Origin of the sequence: Acinetobacter sp. WA-87 (assembly GCF_039938935.1) — a bacterium.
Lineage (GTDB): Bacteria > Pseudomonadota > Gammaproteobacteria > Pseudomonadales > Moraxellaceae > Acinetobacter > Acinetobacter seifertii.
In genome coordinates this window covers 227644-249614 of the sequence record NZ_JBDUVF010000001.1, presented here as the reverse complement: position 1 = coordinate 249614, position 21971 = coordinate 227644, and the positions used below count along the sequence as shown (strand labels likewise).

At 35.1% G+C, this 21971-nt stretch carries 23 protein-coding genes; 8 read left to right on the top strand and 15 right to left on the bottom strand.

Translation table 11 applies throughout. The features are described 5' to 3' along the window. The first annotated feature begins 393 nt into the window (after nucleotides 1-393). Together ABFY81_RS01240 and ABFY81_RS01235 are read left to right on the top strand one after the other, a co-directional pair. The gene (locus ABFY81_RS01240; RefSeq protein WP_019456752.1) at nucleotides 394-1941 is read left to right on the top strand and encodes a tyrosinase family protein; all 1548 of its coding nucleotides are present in this window, start codon (nucleotides 394-396) and stop codon (nucleotides 1939-1941) included. A 41-nt stretch (nucleotides 1942-1982) separates the two neighbouring features. After that, nucleotides 1983-3947: a multicopper oxidase family protein gene (locus tag ABFY81_RS01235; protein WP_347912837.1), complete on the top strand. Its 1965-nt coding sequence runs from the start codon at nucleotides 1983-1985 to the stop codon at nucleotides 3945-3947. 62 nt (nucleotides 3948-4009) lie between these two features. Here the strand turns inward: ABFY81_RS01235 and ABFY81_RS01230 are convergent, their stop codons facing one another. Next, nucleotides 4010-4642: a TetR/AcrR family transcriptional regulator gene (locus tag ABFY81_RS01230; protein ID WP_347912836.1), complete on the bottom strand. Its 633-nt coding sequence runs from the start codon at nucleotides 4640-4642 to the stop codon at nucleotides 4010-4012. Between the two features lie 167 nt (nucleotides 4643-4809). Between ABFY81_RS01230 and ABFY81_RS01225 the strand changes: the two genes are divergently transcribed. Continuing rightward, entirely contained in the window at nucleotides 4810-6387 is a 1578-nt protein-coding gene (locus ABFY81_RS01225) for an MFS transporter (protein ID WP_347912835.1), read from the top strand. Then, a complete protein-coding gene (locus ABFY81_RS01220) occupies nucleotides 6384-7472 on the top strand; it encodes an HlyD family secretion protein (RefSeq protein WP_347912834.1) in 1089 nt (362 codons plus the stop codon). The genes ABFY81_RS01225 and ABFY81_RS01220 overlap by 4 nt, the downstream gene beginning before the upstream one ends. A 130-nt stretch (nucleotides 7473-7602) precedes the next feature. On the opposite strand, the gene ABFY81_RS01215 is transcribed toward ABFY81_RS01220, so the two are convergent. Further along, entirely contained in the window at nucleotides 7603-8334 is a 732-nt protein-coding gene (locus tag ABFY81_RS01215; protein ID WP_134263571.1) for a GntR family transcriptional regulator, read from the bottom strand. Nucleotides 8335-8445: 111 nt separating this feature from the next. On the opposite strand from ABFY81_RS01215, the gene ABFY81_RS01210 reads away from it, so the two are divergent. Genes ABFY81_RS01210 through ABFY81_RS01200 form a run of 3 tightly spaced genes read left to right on the top strand, consistent with a single transcriptional unit; the run spans nucleotide 8446 to nucleotide 11905 of the window. After that, nucleotides 8446-9735 (top strand): SLC13 family permease, encoded by a 1290-nt coding sequence (locus ABFY81_RS01210; RefSeq protein ID WP_134263572.1) that lies wholly within the window; start codon nucleotides 8446-8448, stop codon nucleotides 9733-9735. 7 nt (nucleotides 9736-9742) lie between these two features. After that, nucleotides 9743-10555 (top strand): amidohydrolase family protein, encoded by an 813-nt coding sequence (locus tag ABFY81_RS01205; protein ID WP_347912833.1) that lies wholly within the window; start codon nucleotides 9743-9745, stop codon nucleotides 10553-10555. A 9-nt stretch (nucleotides 10556-10564) separates the two neighbouring features. Then, a complete protein-coding gene (locus ABFY81_RS01200; protein WP_347912832.1) occupies nucleotides 10565-11905 on the top strand; it encodes an MFS transporter in 1341 nt (446 codons plus the stop codon). A gap of 104 nt (nucleotides 11906-12009) precedes the next feature. On the opposite strand, the gene ABFY81_RS01195 is transcribed toward ABFY81_RS01200, so the two are convergent. Beyond that, nucleotides 12010-13143, bottom strand: a complete 1134-nt coding sequence (locus tag ABFY81_RS01195) for an OmpW family outer membrane protein (protein ID WP_346789598.1) — start codon at nucleotides 13141-13143, stop codon at nucleotides 12010-12012. 296 nt (nucleotides 13144-13439) lie between these two features. Beyond that, a complete protein-coding gene (locus ABFY81_RS01190; protein WP_347913402.1) occupies nucleotides 13440-14153 on the bottom strand; it encodes a DUF2314 domain-containing protein in 714 nt (237 codons plus the stop codon). 274 nt (nucleotides 14154-14427) lie between these two features. Between ABFY81_RS01190 and ABFY81_RS01185 the strand changes: the two genes are divergently transcribed. Beyond that, complete coding sequence (locus tag ABFY81_RS01185; RefSeq protein WP_346790609.1) at nucleotides 14428-14832, top strand: putative four-helix membrane protein; 405 nt, start codon at nucleotides 14428-14430, stop codon at nucleotides 14830-14832. Nucleotides 14833-14972: 140 nt separating this feature from the next. Here the strand turns inward: ABFY81_RS01185 and ABFY81_RS01180 are convergent, their stop codons facing one another. The 11 genes from ABFY81_RS01180 to ABFY81_RS01130 form a co-directional block, all read right to left on the bottom strand. After that, the gene (locus ABFY81_RS01180; RefSeq protein ID WP_240281838.1) at nucleotides 14973-15284 is read right to left on the bottom strand and encodes a hypothetical protein; all 312 of its coding nucleotides are present in this window, start codon (nucleotides 15282-15284) and stop codon (nucleotides 14973-14975) included. Between the two features lie 149 nt (nucleotides 15285-15433). Beyond that, complete coding sequence (locus tag ABFY81_RS01175; protein ID WP_347912831.1) at nucleotides 15434-15574, bottom strand: hypothetical protein; 141 nt, start codon at nucleotides 15572-15574, stop codon at nucleotides 15434-15436. Nucleotides 15575-15797: 223 nt separating this feature from the next. Next, the gene (locus ABFY81_RS01170) at nucleotides 15798-16640 is read right to left on the bottom strand and encodes an Imm49 family immunity protein (RefSeq protein WP_108010653.1); all 843 of its coding nucleotides are present in this window, start codon (nucleotides 16638-16640) and stop codon (nucleotides 15798-15800) included. 67 nt (nucleotides 16641-16707) lie between these two features. After that, nucleotides 16708-17169: a hypothetical protein gene (locus tag ABFY81_RS01165; RefSeq protein ID WP_108010655.1), complete on the bottom strand. Its 462-nt coding sequence runs from the start codon at nucleotides 17167-17169 to the stop codon at nucleotides 16708-16710. A 103-nt stretch (nucleotides 17170-17272) separates the two neighbouring features. Next, nucleotides 17273-17752, bottom strand: coding sequence for an SMI1/KNR4 family protein (locus ABFY81_RS01160; RefSeq protein WP_108010657.1), 480 nt, complete (start codon nucleotides 17750-17752; stop codon nucleotides 17273-17275). 67 nt (nucleotides 17753-17819) lie between these two features. Next, the gene (locus tag ABFY81_RS01155) at nucleotides 17820-18320 is read right to left on the bottom strand and encodes a DUF2247 family protein (protein ID WP_347912830.1); all 501 of its coding nucleotides are present in this window, start codon (nucleotides 18318-18320) and stop codon (nucleotides 17820-17822) included. Between the two features lie 100 nt (nucleotides 18321-18420). Continuing rightward, nucleotides 18421-18900 (bottom strand): hypothetical protein, encoded by a 480-nt coding sequence (locus ABFY81_RS01150; protein WP_347912829.1) that lies wholly within the window; start codon nucleotides 18898-18900, stop codon nucleotides 18421-18423. A 25-nt stretch (nucleotides 18901-18925) separates the two neighbouring features. After that, entirely contained in the window at nucleotides 18926-19630 is a 705-nt protein-coding gene (locus tag ABFY81_RS01145) for a hypothetical protein (RefSeq protein WP_347912828.1), read from the bottom strand. 48 nt (nucleotides 19631-19678) lie between these two features. Next, complete coding sequence (locus ABFY81_RS01140; RefSeq protein ID WP_347912827.1) at nucleotides 19679-20206, bottom strand: hypothetical protein; 528 nt, start codon at nucleotides 20204-20206, stop codon at nucleotides 19679-19681. Nucleotides 20207-20345: 139 nt separating this feature from the next. Next, a complete protein-coding gene (locus ABFY81_RS01135) occupies nucleotides 20346-20639 on the bottom strand; it encodes a hypothetical protein (protein WP_347912826.1) in 294 nt (97 codons plus the stop codon). A gap of 105 nt (nucleotides 20640-20744) precedes the next feature. Further along, complete coding sequence (locus ABFY81_RS01130; protein ID WP_347912825.1) at nucleotides 20745-21290, bottom strand: TetR/AcrR family transcriptional regulator; 546 nt, start codon at nucleotides 21288-21290, stop codon at nucleotides 20745-20747. Nucleotides 21291-21971 lie beyond the last annotated feature (681 nt).

Genomic DNA, 21971 nt, shown 5'->3' with positions numbered 1-21971 from the left:
CACTTCTCTAATAATGAGTTAACTAATACCAGTTATTTTAAAATCTAACTGAGTAAAATATTTAAAAATAATGAGACCTAAAAACATAAAAATTAAAAAAACGAAACACAATACTCAAAAATATAGTTATTTTCTCATTTTTAATTTTATCAATTAAATAAAGAATTAATAATAAACAAAATCTTAGTTAAAATAATAAAATTAAGTTTTTCTAAAAAATTACAGCTTTAAAAAGTAAATTAATCTAAAGTTAATATTAAATATAAATCTTTAATAATGACTATTTTATGTGCTAGATTAATGTACAAGAATTATCCAATTACTTGGAAATTTCTCATACTACAAATAACTTACGAACTATAAGAATATTAAACATGACAAGGATTTTAAACCATGAAAAGAAATTATTATATATTAGGCACTCTTTTATGTGGCATGAGCTTAGCAACACATGCCGACTCACTACGAATGAGTGCCACGGAGTTTGCAAAAGACCCAGCCAAAGTAAGCGCACTGCAAAAAGGTCTGGAAAAAATGCGAGCAAATAATAATGCAAATCCATTATCTCCGGAGTTTCGTACAAGTTTTAATTATTGGGCAAATACTCACGGCTATTTTGGTACGGGTACACATGGCACTGATAAAACTACATATCTTAAAAACCGTATGGCAGGTTGCTTACAAGATAATAGTCAAGCCTTATGTGATAGTTACTATAAACATATTCAAAATTCTACAGTTCCAAACGATGGCTTTACCAATGAAGTTTGGGGTACATGCCAACATGGCAATTTAAACTTCTTACCTTGGCACCGTATGATGCTTTATTTTTACGAGCGAACAGTGCGTAAGTATGTTGGCCAAGATTACTCTCTTCCTTATTGGGACTATTACCAAGAAAAAGCGGCTAATGGGAAAGGACTAGCGCTGCCTCAATTGGTTCGAGGTAAACAAGCAGGTAGCTTATATGACCAGTTCCGTACACCTGGTTTAAATGAGAATATCAGCGCTATAGATCCAGACGATGCCAGCGCTGCCCAAGCATTTAAATGGAATGACTTCACATCATTTTCCAATCAGTTACAGTCTCAGCCCCATGGTGTAATGCACTGCGCGGTTGGTAAAAACTGTGTGCTGCCAGATATGGGATTTGTACCAATTGCAGGTTTAGACCCTGTATTTTATATGCACCATGCCAATATCGACCGCTTGTGGCAATGTTGGCTAAATAAAAAAGCCAATGGGCAACCCATTACACTTGAGTGGGCAAAGAAAAACTTAGGTATGCCAGATAGCTGGTATAACACTCGATACACCTTTGCAGACGAAAACGGCAATAAAGTCACCATGACCATTGCTGATGTATTTACCCCTGGTAAAATTCCGGTGCGTTATACCAATGAAAACGCATGTAAAGTTCAAGCACCAGTTATGAGTAGTCAAGCAGGAAAAGTAAATCTATTTAAAAAAGCGCATAAACCAGTCAGCAGTAATAAAACCATTCAACTGATGGGTGTAAGTCAAAAAGTAGCTTTAGCACCTCAAACCACAACGTTCTTAAAGAGTGCTAGTCAACTTTCTCAAACCACACTTTCATCAGGACAAACTTATTTAATCTTAGATAATGTACAAATGGTGGGTAATCCAAATCTAACTTATAAGATTTATTTATCTCCTAAAAATAAACCTGACCAAAAAATTTATGTTGCCACAATTAACTATTTCGGTGTGTTAGATCATAGCCACGGCGGGCATGCGAGCAATGGTGCTATGGGTCAATTGGTCTATCAAGTCAGCGATCAAGTTAATCAATTAGGCGTACCTGCTGAAGACTTAGAGGTTCAGTTTGTTGCTACCGATTTAACCCTTAACCCAGTGAAGCAAAAGGTAAGTTCTCAAGGACTGAGCATTTCTCAAGTTCGCTTAGAAACTTCAAAATAATAATTAAGGGAGAGGCCTGATTTTTCAGGCCTATATTTATTATGAAAATAGCTCATTTAATATTATGTACCCCTCTAACGTTAGTGAGTGGGTATGCCTTAGCAGAGGAGTCTTCTGACCGTATATTAGAAGACCCTCCTGAAATGTCTGTTGCACGTAATCATCAAGCTTTACTTGCGGTACCGAGCCCTACTACTGCCACAACAACCGTTCCGCAAATGCAGTCTTCAAATGAAGCATTGTTTACTTGGGAGGTTAAAAAAACAATAAATAGACTCTGGAACCCTGCAACAAACAGTTATGACAAAGTCATGTTACGCAGCTATCAAGGCACAAATACACAGCCCAATACGCCTTATATTGCTCCAACCATCGAGGTATTTCCCGGTGAAACTGTACGAGCAACTTTAGATAATCAGCTTGATATAGATCCAATTACCCATAAAAAACTTCCAAAAGACCCAAGTTGCACTGGCGATCATTTTGACGTGAATAAACCACATTGTTTTGATGGTACCAATATGCATACACATGGGTTATGGATTAACCCAGCAGGAAATAGTGATAACGTTTTAGTTTCGATTAATCCGGGTGTTAACTTTCAGTATGAATACAATATACCGCCAGATCATCCGGCCGGAACATTTTGGTATCATCCGCATCGACATGGTTCAACCGCGATTCAAGTCGCAAGTGGTATGGCGGGTGCTTTGATTATTCGTGGATATCGTCAACCCACACCAAATAAAACAGGTGATTTAGATTTACTCACCTATGGTTTTAAAGAAAGAACGCTGGTTTTTCAGCAAATTCAATATGCTTGCTATAATGCTAACGGCAAAATCGAAACTGACTCAAAAGGTAATTATATTTGCCCAAATAATCAAATTGGTGAAATTAGGGATTATCAGGGCTTTGGTGTCGGCGGTTGGGGGAAATCAGGACGATATACAAGCATTAATGGTGAAGTTCAACCTTTCATTACTCAAGCTGTAGCAGGACAAGTCGAACGTTGGCGAATGGTTCATGCTGGTGTGCGCGACAGTATTAACCTGAGCGTTCGCCAAATGCAAAACATCCCTTCTAAACTCGATTTAACACCAACGGGTGAAAAGCAATTATTAAGAGAAAGCTGTACAGGCCCGATTGTAAGTCAACACGTTATTGCAGCCGATGGCTTAACCCTCAAACAAGTCATGGACAAAACAGTCACTGTTTTTCAACCGGGTTATCGTTTCGATGCCTTAATGCAATTCCCGCAAGAAGGCCGCTATTGTCTGATTGATGAAGCTGCTTCAGCTTCTGCTAACGTGGACCGTACTTCTTCTGAGAGACGCTTACTTGGAATTATTCAAGTCAATAAATCCACTTCAGCACCTCAGTCTTTAACAACAGTGTTAAGCAATAATGCAACACGCAATATTGCACCAGATATGCGTCCCGCTGTGCTTCAAGATTTACAACAAAATTTAAAGCTCAGTCATTTTGTTCCGCATCAGGATTTACCGGCAACACCAAATAAACAATTTTTAGAATTTAATATTGATACAAATGTTAATCCAACTCAATTTCAGGTCGATGGCAAACCATATAAACCAGATCGAATTGACCGCACACTTCAGTTAGGTAAAACTGATGAATGGATACTTACCTCTAAATTAGCCAGCCATCCATTCCACATTCATGTAAACCCGTTTCAGATCGTTGAGATTAAAGATCCTAGTGGGAAAGATATCAGTGATATCAACGCCGTTGATGACTATGACAAATCAGCTCCACCTGACCCACAATACCGTGGTCTAAAAGGCACATGGAAAGACACCATTTGGGTTAAAAATGTAAAAGGAGCCAGTTATAAAGTCATTGTTAGAACCAAGTACCAACGCTACATCGGTGACTTTGTATTGCATTGCCATATTTTAGATCATGAAGATCAAGGCATGATGCAAAACATTCGCATTAGCCTTCCAGATGGCAATGGTGGTGTTTCACAGGGACATCATTAACCATAAATCTTTTTCAGACAGAATTAAAAAGGCCGCTTCTCGCGGCCTTCGTTTTATCACTTTTATGTAGAGCTTTTATTTTCTTGATAACTCATATTCTTTAAAAATAAATCGACTACATATTCAACCCAAATACTAATTTCACTCTCAGATATTAAATAATCAGGATGGGTCAGACATTTTAAATGAGCATCACTTCGTAAAAGCGATAAAAAGATATTTGCCGCAGCTTCAGAGGAAGAACTTAACTCAATTTCTCCTTGTTTGACCGATTTTTCAAGATAACCCGCAATAATATTTGCCAGTTTTTGTGGTCCAAGTTCAAAGAATTTTTCAGATAATTCTGGGAATCTGACTGCTTCAGCAATACAAACCCTAAAAAAAGCCAAACCTGAATGTGACAATATAAAGCAGAGATAAGTTTTACCCATCTCGGTTAAAGCTGAACGTAAATTTTTAGCTTGCGTCTCAACTAAAATAATTTGTTTTTGCATGTTGGTGCATTGACGTTCAATGACTGCAGCGAACATCGCTTCTTTATTTTTAAAACAAGCATACATGGTGGCTTTTGAAACACCAGCTTCTTTTTGAATCATGTCTGTCGTTGTGCCACTAAAACCGTGGATCAGAAAAAACTTGGTTGCTGCATCTAGAATTTTTTGATCTTTCTCATTGGCTTTAATGCAATCAGACATACGAACCTACAAATATATTTAGAAATTTCATGATTAGTGTAACTCATCGAAAAGTTCAAAATCGAGAATTGACGTAATTTTAATAAGATAGTACAGTACCGATCGGTACAGTTGAGCTCAATAACTGCTCTATGCAACGAGTTCATTTTTAAAATTTAAGGTAAAAGATGAATATACGACCACTCATCGGTTTGGCAGGTGCAATTTTTGCAGCAATGACTGTCGAATTTAATAACCGAATTACCAGTATTACTTTGGTCGATATTCGCGGTGCAATGGGTATTAGTGTCGACTCTGGTTATTGGGTCAGCAGTATTTATGCCAGTGCCATGATTATTGGCATGATCCTCTCTACCAGTTGGGCCGTTATTTTTTCAATGCGTAGAGTCCTTCTTTTTGCCATAGGTCTTTGTCTTGTCTCTAGCATTTTAATTCCTTTTAGTCCCAACATTGAAATATTTTATTTATTGCGTGGCTTGCAAGGACTTGCCAATGGGTTAACCATTCCTTTACTCATGGCCTGTGCACTTAGATTTCTAGGGCCAGAAATCCGTTTATGGGGTTTGGCCTGCTATGCGCTAACAGCAACTTTCTTTCCCAACTTAAGTGCTGCACTCTCAGCTTTTTATTTAGATGTGATTGGTTGGAAAATGATATTTTTCCAAACCATTCCCTTTTGTGCGCTAAGTGCTGCGCTAGTTTATTTTGGTATTCCCCAAGATCCATTAAATTATTCAAAAATAAAAACTTACGATTGGACAGGTGCGATTTTAGCCATTATTGGCGTGGCAAGCTTAAGTACCATGCTTTTACATGGCAATCATTTAGACTGGTTCCATTCAAAATTGATTTGTGTTTTGGCTTTAATCAGTGCCATTACCCTACCTTTATTTTTAATACATGAATGGCGCTATCCAACGCCATTAATTAAACCGCAAATGCTCGAAATACGAAACTTTGCTTACGCTGTTATTGCCCTGTTTTGCTTTGTAATTATTGGCATGTCAACCAGTACATTACCACTCAATTACTTAAGCGCTGTACATGGTTATAAGCCAACTCAAACCATGTGGATTGGTTTACAAATTGCGGCCTTACAATTTATTTATATCCCAATTGTTATTAAGGTTTTAAATCAAGCTTGGGTCGACAGCCGTTATGTACATGGCTTTGGTTTACTTCTGGTAATGGCCGGTTGTTTAGGTGCAAGTCAACTCGATACCACTTGGAATCAAGACCAATTTTACTTTTGGCATGCCATCTCATGTTTGGGCCAAACTTGTGTCGTGCTCTCTCTCTTAATGATGGGTACAAACAGTGTTCATCCAACCATGGCAATTTATGCATCACCGATGATTAACACGCCGCGTGCGATTAGCGGTGTACTGGGTGTGTGCATATTAGATTGGGTCAATCGTGTCCGCGGTGAATACCATTCAACACGGTTGATTGAAAATACCGCGCAACATGTTTTCCAAAATATTCAAGGCCCTGTCCTTAATCCGCTTACTCCGCCTGTGCTTAACGCAAATGGTGCAGATCGTGTTCCAGGCGGTTTATCTGCCCTAAATTCTGCGATTCAAGCGCAACAATCTGTTTTAGTGATTAGCGATCAATATCTAATTTTAGCTGGCCTTACTGCAATTTTATTCATTGTGATGCTGATATTACCCGTTAGAACTTATCCACCACGCATTGCTCTCATTAAGTTAATGAATAGTCATAACTCAGGAAAATCTTTATGAGTACTCTAGAAGCCCAAGATCACTCTGCGACCGAGTCAGCCAAATTAACAAAGGTGCAATATCTAAAAAAACACTGGGTTATGGTTATTGCATTTATTATTGTTTTAGCCTGTATTTTATGGGTTTTAAAACTTATATTTTTACCGTCTTCGGTTATTGAAACAGACGATGCACGTGTAGATGTAGAGTACTCAACCATTGCTCCTAAAGTCTCTGGAAATATCGAAGAAATTTATATTAAAGATCATCAGACCGTAAAAAAAGGCCAGCTTTTGGCACGGATTGATGCAAGAGATTATGAAGCTGCTTTAGCTGAAGCAGAATCTAATTATGCTAAAGCTGAAGCTGATTTAAATGAAGCAAAGCTGGCAGTAGAAAGACAACCGACTGTTATTCGAGAAACAGAGGCCCAGCTTAGAAAAGTAGAAGCTGGAATTAAACTCACCAAAGATAATACAGCGCGTTATGAGCAACTACAGGCACTTGGTGCTGAGTCTAGATTAATTACACAACAGTCAAAAACTACGTTAACCGAGCAATATGCTGACTTAGACAGCAGTAAAGAAAAAGTGATTGATGCACAGTATCAGCTCAACCAATATAAAATTCAGGTTCAAGCCAAACAAGCTGTTTTAAAACAAGCACAAGCGGCACTTGATAAAGCAAAGTTGAATTTAAGTTATACAGAAGTTCGAGCACCTATTGATGGCATGATCGGGCAAAAGTCAGCTAACGTAGGTAACTTTGTGAGCGCTGGTAATCCACTTATGGTCGTTGTGCCTTTAGATCAAGTCTATGTAGAAGCAAACTTCCGTGAAATTGAGCTAAAACAAATTAAAATTGGTCAGCCTGTCACTGTGTATGTCGATGCTTATAATGTTGAATTAAAAGGTGTAGTAGACAGCTTCTCTCCATCTACTGGCGCATTTTTCTCTCCGATCTCGGCGACCAATGCGACAGGTAACTTTACCAAGATTGTTCAGCGTTTACCTTTACGCATCAAGCTTATTGAAAATCAAAAAGATATTAAGTTGTTGCGCCCAGGTCTATCTGTTGTAGTTTCTGTGGATACGACTAAAAAATAAGAGCTTTTAAATAAAATCTTTAAAATAATTCAGCCAGTGGGTACTGTGGCTTTGCACTAGCCCACCGGAACCTAAGTCTAACTTCAAACTTCCAATGTAATTTGTATTTATCGAAGTTCATTTCAAAATACTAATTAATCGATATTTCATAATGAAAATTATCGGCCAAACCATAAGACTCACGGTATTCGACTGCCACACCTTCAAGGTTTTTTGCGATACGGCATACCTTCACTAAAGGGTCTTCAAGGTGATTATTTAAATGGCTATCTTTGATTTTTTTCTCGAAAGTTAACCGTTCTGTTGCAGAAGAAATAAATTGGCCACAGTGCTGATAATAAAAAGGATAAAGTAGATTCCCAAACTCAGCGATTGGAATTTCTTCCAGATTTTTAAATAAGCGTTCAGGCAACCAAATTCTTTCGCTTAACACAACGACGTCTTCATGCTTACGAACACGCTCAATATAAATAAGCTTTTCAGTGTGCCCAAGCCCTAACTCGGCGTTTACCTCTGGTATTGCATTACATACTTCTACTTTTTTGATTTGACCTTGTGGCTGAATGAACTCGCCTTTTTTATTACGCAATCTAAAAAAACGAATAAGTGAGTTTTCAAAGTTAGGTTGCTTAAGGAAAGTACCTTTGCCCTGCTGTTTAACTAACAAGCCATCTTCAACTAGTCCTTCAACCGCCTTTCTCACGGTTCCTACCGATACGCTATACATTTGAGCAAGCTCTTGTTCACTTGGAATAGGCTCTTCAACTGTCCATTTTGACTGGATCAGTAGCTTTTGAAGCTCCCAACGAACCTTTTCATATCGTGGCAATTTAAAATTTTTAAATGCAGTCTCATCAAGCATTTGCGTTAAACATTATGAAATCGATTTGACAATATTAGCATAGTTATATGTAATACAAAAAACCAAACATATATATGTTTAGATGTTTATATATTTATCAAGGAAGATAATATGGCTGCATTGATGCTTATAGCTTTAGCCGTATCTATAGGTTTAGGTTATAAAACCAAAATCAATATTGGATTTTTTGCAATAGCATTTGCCTACCTCATTGGCTGCTTTGGGATGGGTTTAAAGCCTTCAGAAGTTATTGAGCTATGGCCTGTCAAAATTTTCTTTATTATTTTATCGGTCACTCTTTTTTATAACTTTGCTTTAGCAAATGGCGCTTTAGAAAAACTTGCCAGCCATCTTTTATATAAATGCCGTAAATTTCCTCAGTTTTTACCCTTAGAGATTTTTTTTGCAGCAACTATTATCGCAAGTCTAGGCGCTGGTTTTTATACCGTACTCGCATTTATGGCACCCATTACGCTACTGCTTTGTAGAAAGACCAATATGAATATGATTATTGGTGGAATGGCTGCAAATTACGGCGCTTTAGCTGGCGCAAATTTTATGACATCACAAAGCGGCATTATTTTCCGAAGCTTAATGGAAAATACTGGTATTAGCTCACAAACCGCTTTTTCATATAGCAGTGGAATTTTTATTATCACTTTGATTATTCCAATTATGGTGTTGGGAATTTATACACTGTGGAATAGAAAAAGCAGCTCTATCGTTATTGAAGATCAAAAGCCTGAGCCATTCGATCAAAAGCAGAAACAGTCCATCTTCCTTATAGTTTTAATGATGTCGATTGTTTTAGTTTTTCCAATATTGCACCTTGTTTTCCCAGATGCAAAAACCATCAGCTTTTTAAACTCTAAAATTGATATAGCTTTCCTTGCTATTACTTTTTCAATCATCAGTTTACTCATGAAACTTGCCGATGAAAAAAAGGTGGTTGCACTTGTGCCTTGGGGAACACTGATCATGATTTGCGGTGTCGGTATGCTCATCTCATTAGGTGTAAAACTTGGCATTATTACGACACTTTCAGAATGGTTAGCACACAACGTTCCTGTCTGGGTCATTCCAGTACTTTTATGTCTGATCAGTGCCATTATGTCTGTATTTTCAAGCACTCTCGGCGTAGTTGCTCCGACCTTATTCCCCATTGTTCCAGCTCTTGCTTTGAGTTCTGGCCTAAATCCACTAATGCTCTTTATTTGTATTGTGGTTGGCGCTCAATCTACAGCGATTTCTCCTTTCTCTTCTGGCGGTAGCCTTATTATGGCTTCAGCTCCAGCAGACATCGACAAAACTAAATTCTTTAATCAACTGTTATTTAAAGCAATTCCTGTAGGAGTCATTGCCGCTTTAATCGCTATTTTCGCTTTAAAAATTGTAATGTGAGATAAAAATGAACTGTATAGATACACATGCACATGTTTTTTCGGTACAGGACCACAGTATCGAAACAGCGCGCTATACACCTAATTATGATGCAACTGTGCAAGGTTTTATCTCTCATCTTGATGAACATAATTTCACGCATGGTGTTTTGGTTCAACCTAGCTTTCTGGGCACCAATAACCAAACAATGCTAAATGCTATTCAGCAGTACCCTGAGCGTTTAAAAGGGATTGCTGTTGTTCAACAGACCACTGCTTTTGACGAGTTAGTACAACTCAAAGAACAAGGCATCGTTGGTGTTCGTTTAAATCTATTCGGTCTTAACCCTCCTACGTTAAATACGCCTGAATGGAAAAAGTTTTTACGAAATGTGGAAAGCCTCAACTGGCAAGTTGAAATACATGCGCCACCGAAATATTTAGTTCAGCTTTTACCTCAATTAAGTGAATACAACTTTGATGTGGTGATTGACCATTTTGGTCGAGTTGACCGTGTTAAAGGGATTAATGATCCAGATTATCAAAAGTTTTTAAGCTTGCTTAATGTCAAACAGCACTGGATTAAAGTGTCTGGTTTCTATCGTTTGGGTACTACTCAAAACAACATAAATACTACCCAACGAGCCTATAACATTTTAAAAGACAAAGGTTTTTTACATAAGCTCGTTTGGGGAAGTGACTGGCCCCATACCCAACATGAATCATATATGACTTATGAAGACGCGATTCATGCCTTTAAAAAAATTGTGTTTGATAAACATGAGCAATGTTTAATTTTAAATCAGAACCCGACCAAGCTGTTTGGTTTCTCACGTACATAAGGAGTATGTATGAAAAATGATATCGCTATATCGGAAGTAGAAAAGTCAACCATCCGTAAACTTTCTTTTCGTATTCTTCCCTTCCTCATTCTTTGTTATTTCATTGCCTATATTGATCGGGTAAATATTGGTTTTGCCGCATTAACCATGAACCAAGAAATTGGTTTAACTGCTACTGCCTTCGGTTTCGGTGCCACCTTATTTTTTATTGCATATGTCATATTTGAAATTCCAAGTAATATCGCCATGGAAAAGCTAGGCGCACGTATCTGGATCGCCAGAATCATGATTACTTGGGGTATTGTCGGTTTCTGTACCGCTTTTATTACTGGCCCTATCTCATATGCAATTTCACGGTTTTTACTTGGTGCGGCCGAAGCAGGATTTTTCCCGGGCGTATTACTGTATTTAACGTTATGGTTCCCTAAGCGATATATGGCCCGAATTGTTGCCGTATTTATGGTTGCCATTCCTTTATCTAATTTTATTGGTTCACCATTATCTGCCTTACTATTAGGCTTGCATGGTTTAGTTGGTTTAAGTGGATGGCAAGTTCTTTTAATTTTTGAGGCATTACCTGCAATTTTGCTTGGTATATTGTGTTTAGTTTGGCTTCCAAATAATCCGAATCAAGTAAAATGGTTAAGTTCCGAACAAAGAGAATGGCTATCGAACACCTTAACTTTTGAAAAGAACCAATTATTAAATACTGAAAAACAAGACAGTGCAGAACAGAAAAAAAGTAAGTTTAAGCTTCTAATTACCAATAAATATTTATGGTTCTTCGCGATTATTTATGCAGGAAGCTCGGCAACCAGCAATATTTTATCGTTATGGATGCCTCAGATTTTAAAAGCCTTCCATCTAACTGCCATGCAGACGGGTCTTTTAAATATGATTCCGTTCGGTTTAGCTGCCGCTTTCATGATTGTTTGGGGCGTACATGCCGATAAAAGTGGTAATAAGAGCCTTAACACAGCTATTCCATTGTTTGTGACGAGTTTTGGTTTACTTCTTACTCTTTTCACATCATCTTTAACATTGAGCTTGCTTTTATTCTCACTCGTTTTGATGGGTAACTATGCCATTAAAGGTCCTTTCTGGGCGTTGGTTTCTGAGCGCTTACCGCCTACTTTAGTGGCTGTAGGTATTGCAGCAGTAAATACGATTGCGCATATCGGTACTGGGCTTATGAACTCTATTATGGGTATAGTCAAAGATTATTCGGGTAGTTTCCCTGTGTCACTTTTACCACTCTGTATTCTTACCTTTATTGGTGCCGTGATTGCGTTGTATTTAGGAAGAAAGCCAACTTTACCGAAGGCGCAAAAGGTTCAAAAAGTGGTTTAAGTAATCATTTATTTGCTCTCATTCTTTAATCGAACCCTGCTAATAATCAATATTTAGCAGGGCTTTTTTTACCGTAATGAATACGGTTGATTTACAGAAAAATATTAAAAGCGATAGCCTACACCCAAATAAGTAATTAAAGGATCAATATCAACTTTGGTTGAGGCATGAATTAACTGCTTACCTGTTTTGCTATCAATCACATCAATATTTGCTCGGTTATTTAACTTTGCATAGGACACTGAACCAACAGCATACCAATTTGGTGTAATGTCATAAGTAGCACCCAAACTCACAATTGGAGCAATCGCATCAGTCGTTTTCACTCGAACATAAGGGTTTGCACTTGAGGTTTTACCATCTAACGCAGCTCCAGCATTGTTATCTAGCACATTCTGAATCATGTGTCCCGCAGCAATTAAGTCTGAGTTGATTTGGTCGTTTAACTTTATATTAGAGAAACGTGAATACATAACACCAGCACCAATATATGGACGGAACTTATTTACACCCGACTTACCGAATTGATATTGGGCTTCTAATGCTGGAGTCCATGCACGTACCGTAGCAGCTTTCGATTTATTACCAAGATTGGTGATTGGAATATCTTGCAGCAAGTCTAATTTATCTCCAATTACTAAAGCTGCTAACCCTTCAGGATTTGCAAAACCAGATAATGGCGCGTTGATTTCTCCTTTCCCCTTAATATCAACTTTTGGAGGAATCCCACCGATTAACTGTAAAGACACGTTCTCATTAATATAGTAATTGAACATTAAGCCCAATGTATCTACATCTTCTGCTTCAAGCCCTGTACCTTTGCCTTCCCATTGCTCTAGACCTTTAATGGTTGCTGTACCCGTTATATCAGATGAAACCATATCATTTTCATCTACAAGCCCTAATAACTGACCAACCGATTGTTGTTGATTGCCGTTTTCATCGACTGGATGACTAAATACCATATCGAGAACTTCTTTGGCATTTTCCCCAGTTGATAATGTTGCATTAGGGTCTATTGATTTCATAAATGCTGAAGTAGAAATAGTTCCGACTTTGGCAGTGGTTCCATTTGCTACAGCAGTATTTATATTGAATGGATTTGCTTTCCCTTGTGGCATGACATGCAACCATCCAGCAGATACGGAAAACCGTTTAAATTCTGCATGTGCTGTCTGTGTTCCCGTTATAAAAGCCACAGCGAGTAGATTCCCGCCGATTAATTTTAAAATATCCATTTTATTTCCTTTATTTTATTTAAGAGGTTTCCATTAACCTCATCATTTAAAATAAAGATTTTTTTAACTTTTGGTAAAATTTTCCGATAAAAAGTATTATAAAACAATATATTAATTTTAATTAATATATTTTAATTGATTGAAAAATATACAATATAAATGACTTTTGTATGGAATTGATAGATTGAAAAAAAGCCCATCTTCCGATGAGCTTATTCTTACTAGGATCAAAGCCGATTTTATTTTTCTCAAATTTCGCCTATTAAAAAGCTTCCATTAGAGAGTGTGAGTAGACATTACTTAAGTAAATTTAAAATATTAGTCCACCCCATCTTATGAGCCAAATCTAAAGGAGTCATTGATTGGTTATTCACTTCCAACTTATTGGTATTCAACCTTAAAAGCTCTTGAACAAATAAATAATTACCAGCTATAACTTCACGATGTAATAATTGATTACTACTTTCGTCCTTTTCACTAATGATTGTAGGATCTGTATTTATAATGTTTATGAACTGATCCAAAATACTCTTACACATAGGATGTTCGTCTAAATTTTCAGGAAAATTTTTCTGGTCATAAACTAGGAAAATTTCATCAGGGTTGCCAAAATCAATCCCCCACGCCTCATCATATTTTTTACGATCTATTGCATTTAAAGTTTTACGATACTCTTGAATCGTAAACCCACCATGAACAGTGCCATTGGATAGAAACATCCAATCAACTATAGACTCAAATTGAAGCTTTACTGTTTCACCAGCTTGCACATTATCAATAATATAAGGGTCGTTTAACAAAGTTCCTGAAATTGTACTGCCATTAAAATCAACTTGATCAATCCACATATACTCAATCAAAGGTTGATTTGTATCTTCAGGGTTTTCTTGGATAAATGCACACTTCACATAAGCCAGTTCTAGAGCAGGAACAATTCGCCGATATTCCCAATAAAGTTCACGCCAAAAGTATTTAAATGTACCTATGGCACTCTCAAAAGCTAGAATCATTTCTGGAGATTCATTCTTATACAATTTATTCATATAATACATATTACACTTGATTAATATTAAACCTACTTATATTAACACTATGATAAATTTAAATATCTCAAAATTTATCAATTATAAATATGAATTTTCAAAAAAAGAAACTCCGCCAATACCAAACTAAAGTAAGCTTTTTACTCTGTAAAACCTCTAGCAAAGCACTTACAATACTGGTTCACTTTTACATAAATTAATCTTTTCCTTTAATTTCCTAAAATCTATGTTGAGTTAAGTTATATTTACTACTATAAAAAAATTAAGTGCATTATTAATATTATTGTCTACATCACTACATGGATTAGCTGCAATACATATAAGCCCAAGAATGGGAAGCTCCTCTTATAGTGGTCCCCTCGACACACTTATACTAATGATTGTGGGGATGGGAGCTTTATATTTTTACTATAAGTCATTCTTAAAATGGATCAAAAGAAAATCAACTGGTCAAAAACCAGAACGTAAACTTGACCTTGATGACTGGGGCATTACACTTGCAGGATATGTACGGGTATCAATATTTGCATGTGGACCTATATTTGAAATACTACAAAGTATAGGCGACTATCAACTCGTAAGAGACACTTGGTATATTGTATTTATATTTTGTTTTGGATTATTGTTTTTTTTAAGAAGGACTTAGAAGCCATCTACTTTATAAAATAAAAATCCCACTAATAATCTTTATTTAGTCGGGTTCAAATTTATAACACTTTCTACAAATTAAAAACCACCTTTAAAAAAACCCACCAAAGTGGGTTCAATTGCTATCAATAAAAGTGGTTAATTACATTTAATCGTCTTATTGAAGGTCTTATATGTGCCTGTTGTAATTACTTGAGCTGTATAAACTTGTTGGCTATGAGTTTGATGATTATTATTTATTTCACTAAAGCCTTTACCAGCACAAACGGTTTCAGCCTTTTTGTTTACTTTGTTTTCCATTGCTTCATTAGAACCTAAAATATTAGAAGTGGTTTGAATCATATAATTTCCATTTTCAAGTTTGGTAGCTTGAGCAGGAAACATTTGCGCACAACCTGTCAAAGAAAGAGTAGATGTTGTAAGAAGAGTTAGCATAAGATATTTATTCATAATTTCTTAGTTCGTTGAATTGAAAAACAAAAACGGCAAAATATATTTTTAAATTTTAATAGTCAACAATAAAATAAATAAACACTACTACAATAAAAAAAGCCCATCTTCCGATGAGCTTTTTATTTAACTAAATTTAAGAATATGCATTAGACTTTAAATTCTGCTAATACAAAGTTTTTTACTATTTCATCAAAAGTTGGTTTCAGAAGAGCTGGCTTGCTACCTTTTATAGTTTTATACCAATAACTTGCTGCAACTCCCATGCTAATCAAAGCTAACAATTTCATTGCTCACCTCACTTATTGGGAAGAGTGGAATTCAAATTAGCATCCGCGTTTGTAGCGTTCCAACTCGTTTTAAAGAGGTTTGTGTATATTTTTCAAGCAATGTGTAATAAAAAAGCTCACCTATCGATGAGCTTTCTTTTAGAACAATAGTGAAATTTACTGATGCTTAGTCCACTATTTCTATTGGACATCGCCAAATTTTCAGCGCTTATGTATTATTTCTTTAAGGTGACCAATCTTTCCATTCACCGTCAAAAGGAGTGAAAATATCAAATTCACGCATAAATTCCCAAGGTTCGGGATATTCAGGTAAAGGCTCTACAGACAACCATTCTTTAGGTATCCAAGGTGTATCTATATTTATCTGATATCCATTTCTCCATGCTAATTTGCTATAAATTACAGCATGAGTCGCAATAAAATGCTCAGTAAAAGTAAATGCAAATTCAGAATTACGGACTTTGGCAATTTTTGGACTAGTTAACTCAGTCAAAACATTTTCCATTTCACTCTTATCACCATTGGCTAAGGCAAGATAAAAACGATGGTCAATTAAATACTTTTTATCCTTTTTTAAATCAGTTTGTAAAATGAGTTCACAACGTTCACGTAATTGATCCCACTCATCATTAAGAGCTAATATCAACTGATATCCATGAAAATCTGGCTTACGTGGATTGTCGCGGTCTTTAATTGAGCCTTGTCGATCATACGAGACTCGGTGCTGACCATACCAAGAAATGATTTCCTCATTATCTGATAATAAAGCATATAAATGTTTATAAGCAGGAAACCATTCTATAGCATCAAACTGAAATACCATACGATTCAGTTTAGCAGCAATAAAACACCATTGCTTAAAACCAATTAAGTCATTGTCACGAAACCAAGATACCATTGCATTAGCTTCAGCGTAATTCCCTAACATTCCTATACAAAATGGTACATCACCTTTATTATTAGTAATATAGTCAATCAAACTAACTGTATTTTCACTAAATTCAGCATGTTGAATTACATGAGCTAATGCTTTTTGATAGGCTTCCTTATTTTTAATACTATTCATAAAGGTTGATTTTTCCATCAAGGAGCTAATTTTTTAACTATTAAATATTGAGTAAAACTCTAATTGACTAATCAAACATAATTTTTGACTCGAATGATAATTCGCCATATTTATAAATATCTTTAAATAAATTTAAGACTAAGTCTAAATCTTGATTCACATATTTCGCTTGCCACTCATCTTCATGTGACTCAAATATATAAAATTTATCAGGATATTTAGCTTCTCTGTTCACAAGACGCAAATAAGTACCTTCAGGATATTCTTCATTTTCGCTAATACTACATCCAAACAAATAACCATATTTTGAATCACAAATCATGGTGTAACTATCAATATCACTATATGCCAATCGCCCACTCTCTTCAGAATAATCAGCATCTGTTTTATGAATAATGAGACTCCCACCAACAGCATAAACATTCTTGACTATATTTGATAATTTCTCCAAACCCATTTCTTTTATATCAATTCTTGTCTCTGATAAAAAAGGGGTTCTTATTACATAACTACAGACATATAAAATCATTAGTAACCTTTAACATTCACGCTGTCTTCAAACTGTTATTTTTCAAGCATTGAGTACTGTTAAATAAAGCTTTATTTAAAAATTAAAAAACTATTGTAGATTGCTAATACTCAATAAATTCATGTAATGAATTTATAAAATGTACAAAGTTATCAGCTAGATATAAAATCTTTCTTTTACCCTCATTTATTCCAAAATCATAGAATTCATCGTGTAAAACAAGCACAATCTTAGGTTGATCTTTGATCCAAGGGAATCTGTAATCGAAACAAATGAAATTTCCACCAGGTGTAGAACCAAATCCTATCAATTTTCCCTCATAGTCATCATCACCTTCGGGAAATTGCATTCCTTCTATTCGAGGTTCATGCAAGTATCCTCCTAACTCTATTGTACTGATATTTAGTTCACCATCAGTGTCAACATAGTCAAAGCTAGAAATTTCAGGATAAATTCCATCATGTTGAGAAATAAGTTCAACATATTCAGGTGGAAATGTTACCTTTAAGGTAGCTGCAAAATTTTCAATAATTTCTTTATTAATTGCGCCATTTGGATACTGATCCCCAATATCTTGTAGCATTTGATGGTACTCCAGTATTTAAAAAAATTTGCCTAATATTCTTAAGCTTCATAAATCGCATAGTGCTTCACTTATACTTTTCAGCACTCTTTTGCAAATAGCTCTCCCAATTCTTCATTAAGCGATTAATATTTTCTGCATAAGAATACAATGAGGGATCGTATCCATCTGTGGGAGGCATATATTTAATAAAACTATCCATTTCGACTGGACAATCAAAATCTGTATAAATACTTTCTACTTCATCTAAAGGATCTTCAAATCTTTCTCGTTTAATCCAAAGCCAGCTAAGAAGTATATAAAGCCATTTTTCTCTAATCATCGAATCTTCATTAGTCTCTGAACATAATTCATTCAAAAAGGGAAAGATATCATTTGATTGATTCGGTATAAGGAATGACAACTCAAGCTCGGCCTTAGTATAGATCTCCGTTAATACAATATTTTCGGCTTTTTTGATTGGCAGTTCCGAAGTAATCAGATTATTTTCATAGCCCCATTTGATATCACACCATGAAAGGTTCACCTTTTGATTGATAAAATCAGTAGGTATCGGATATAAATTCACGTCATTGTGCCTCTGGTTTTACAAAAAACCTTTAATTCAAGTATGTGCAAAATCTTCATAAGTAATAGTTTATTGATTATCAAGCGTATATTTAAAAATATTATAACAATTTCAAACTCAAACTTTTAGCCTCGGCTTCATCACCATACCACCACACTGGTATATCTTTGACTTTAGCTGACATTTCTTCATTAGGACCTAGATCACTTTCTAATGAATAGTAGTCCCCATTTTGATATCTCGGCATAATTGTACTATTTATAAATAAATCATAGGCTTGTTGATAGCAATGTGGACATGAAGGTAAAGAGTTTAAAAACCTTTTAGTATTATTCTCAATATAATTACGATAAAGAGGACCACCATTAACAGCATATTCTGGCAACTCCTCATTTAAAATAGGATCATTACGTCCAGTTATCCAAACAATCGTATTACAATTTGCACATTGCGCCCCCATAGCCTCCGATGGGTGGTAATGATTTGGTCGAATAAACAAAATACCATTTTGTTCAAATCCTTTCTGGTACCATACTCCTATACCCAATTGACTAGCTGCTACCTGATATAAAGATCTCATAGGTACTCCTTTTTAGAATTCTTTTTTAGAAGAAAAGATAGAATAAAAACATAAATAAACTACCAAGTCCTATTGCTATCCATGATATTAGTTTAGATGTAAATCTATACTCTTTAAAAAAGAATGGTAAAACCCATTTATTGATGTCTATTTCTCTTAGCCAGGATAAATACCAAGGAAAAGTTAAGGCGAATACAAGAGAACTTGTGAACATAGCAACAAATGAAGGTCTCTTGTAAAATTCAGACCCACTCATTTTAAAAAACAATATCCAAAAAATTACTTCTAGAGCACATAGTAAGACACATAAATAAATATAAAACTTATTCTTCAGATTAGTGATAAAAATTGGGGTTAGTGTCCAGAACGGAAAAACGAACCCAAATCCAACTCTAAAACCATATAACTCATTATTAATATCAAATAGAAAGAACCGTAGAGGTATTATTACATAATAAAGAGCAAAAAATATAAGGCTTAAAAACTTAACTCGATTAAAAGTATTAGAGTCAAGATCTAAAACAATAGGTTTAGATATTAAATATCCAAAAAAATAAGTAGCATAGAAACTAATTAGATAAATAAATATGGAAGAATATGACTCATAGTCAAAAACACCATACAAGAATGAAGATAAAATCCAAAGCAATCCAAAAATAAAGAAATTTTTAGCAATAATAAAAAATGGAGATTTGGTTCTAAGAACTGATTGCTCAATTACAACATGCACTGCTTTCTACTCTATTTCTATATAACGGTTATAATTTAACTTCATAAATTAAGTTAAATATCTCACATAATTACCACTGTCATCCAGTTCATCTTTTGGTCTATTCTTATAATCAGAAATTAAAAAACTAAAATAATCCATCATATTAACCATGATACTTCTTGAAAAATCTAATGTCATATAAAGCGCATATTTTATATCTCTATGCGAATCAAAAAAAGTTTGCACTATTATATTAAAAAAAGCCAACCAATCCTCATCAATATTTTTATTGTTTTTATTAGTTATAATTACTGATAAAATTTCATCTCTTTTTTCTAGAAAAACACCAATGAGATATCCTCTTAAGTAGTCATGAAATGCAGACAAATTACTTCCAAAATATTTTGTATTTGCATGAATGTCATTCAAGTGCTCTCGATTATTTCCATATATTTTCTCGCCAAAAAAATCATAAACCTCTTGAATTTCTTCAAAATCAGATATATCAAAGCAAACTTTAATAATTTTTTTAGTACTAATATCTTGTTCAGTAAAAAAATGACATGTATCATTTTTCATTTTAATATTTTTCACAATACAACTCCAACACTATGAAAATATTAACGTAGTTTTCATTCATAATTTTCACTGCGATATATCCAATCTATACATAGCCACGCTTATGTTAAATAAACTACTATATTCTTTAAAAAATTCAATTCATATAAATCCCCTAATTAGTATTTCCATTTTGTTTTTTAAATATTTTTAATGCCTCATGTCTGGTTTTTTGTGTATATTTTTTTGGCATGCCAGCTATTTCTTTAAGCATTAAGATTATTTCATCAGAAATATACTCGGTTTTTTTACTCAATAGGTTTAGAGCTAATATAGTCCAATATTCAGAAGTAGTATCAGTTAGAGCAAAAATCAGTATTTCTCTAATTTGTTCAAAAGAATAGACTTCAGCGATATTCTCAACTTCTTTATTTTCAAGTATTAATAAGCCTGTCCTCACATCTTGCATTAAAATCCCCTCATTATTTGTTTAGTTTTAATGATCTACAGTTATAACTTTAAATTAATCTCTAACCTTTAGTGAGTAAAATCTAGAATTAATCATTGACAAATATTACCCAAAAAACCTCTCCACCACCACATCCCTTTCATCCAAACGATTTGAGCTTAAAATCTGGAACATCAAGCCATCTATTAGATTTAAAACCAAGTCAGCATTTGGTTTTAAATCATGAGTTTCTAAACTAAAAATAAGGTCAAAAATCTCATGATGCAGCCATTTTCTATACTCCATTGCCATACGGTAAGCCTGTGGGTAAGCGATTTTAGTTTCAAAATAGGCTTTAAGTAAAAGGTAGTACAGGCTATTAAAGTTGGCATGTAAAATGACAATCTCTTTGAGTTTATCTTTTGAAGTGCGGTAACGGCTTGAGTAAATAATGGCGAGCACTTCTTCTTTAAGCTTGCTCTTTTGAAAAGCAATGCACATTTCAATGAGATGCTCTTTCGAGCGAAAGTAGTTATAAAGGGAGCCTTTCGGTATTTTGGCTTCTTTGGAAATGAGGTCTACACCTGCTGTGTGGAACCCATAAGTTGTAAATAGTCGTATAGCAGTTTGAACAACATTTAGTTTTTTCGAAGATATTTCTAAATTTGACATAGTTTTACCGTTTTAAGTTCTTGTTGTTTCTAAAAGAGATTAAAAAGCCTGTGCCTTTTCTGGGAGAAAAAAAGGCACAGCAAAGCCATAAAGACTGTGCTTGGCACATCTCAAGTTTTATTGTTGCTAAGTTTTAGTTGTGACGATTTAAAGCCTGAAAACCTTACGGCGATCGAGCTGCTTTAAAGTGATTTAAGTGGTGTCGATATAGATTTTGACAGTGACTGCCAATAATTTATGAATGTGCATAGCCAACTCCTTCTTTTGGGAGTTCTGCCAAAGCATTATAAATTATGGTGGCAGAACGGAAGCAGGTTGACGGACTGGGTAAGACTCCAGCACACCCGAAGGTGTCCCACTCCCGTCCTACCGCTACGGGAGGGAACGGGGTGCACACACATATAAGTATTCCTCAGAAGGAATAACTCTGATGTGGTCTTACTACTCGGTCCGTCAAAACCGACTGGCAATGTAGGCCAGCTCGCAAATGGTAATCTTCAAAAATTAAGGTGTCAATGTGAAATTGGCTAGAAATTATTTAATTAATTATTATTTTTCATTAGATTACATTATTAACTAAAACTATAAATATCAACTTAATAATATCTTATAAATACAATCATTTTCTTAGACTAATACAAACCCTTAATAGCTTATTAAGTGGAATTGTGTTACTATTTT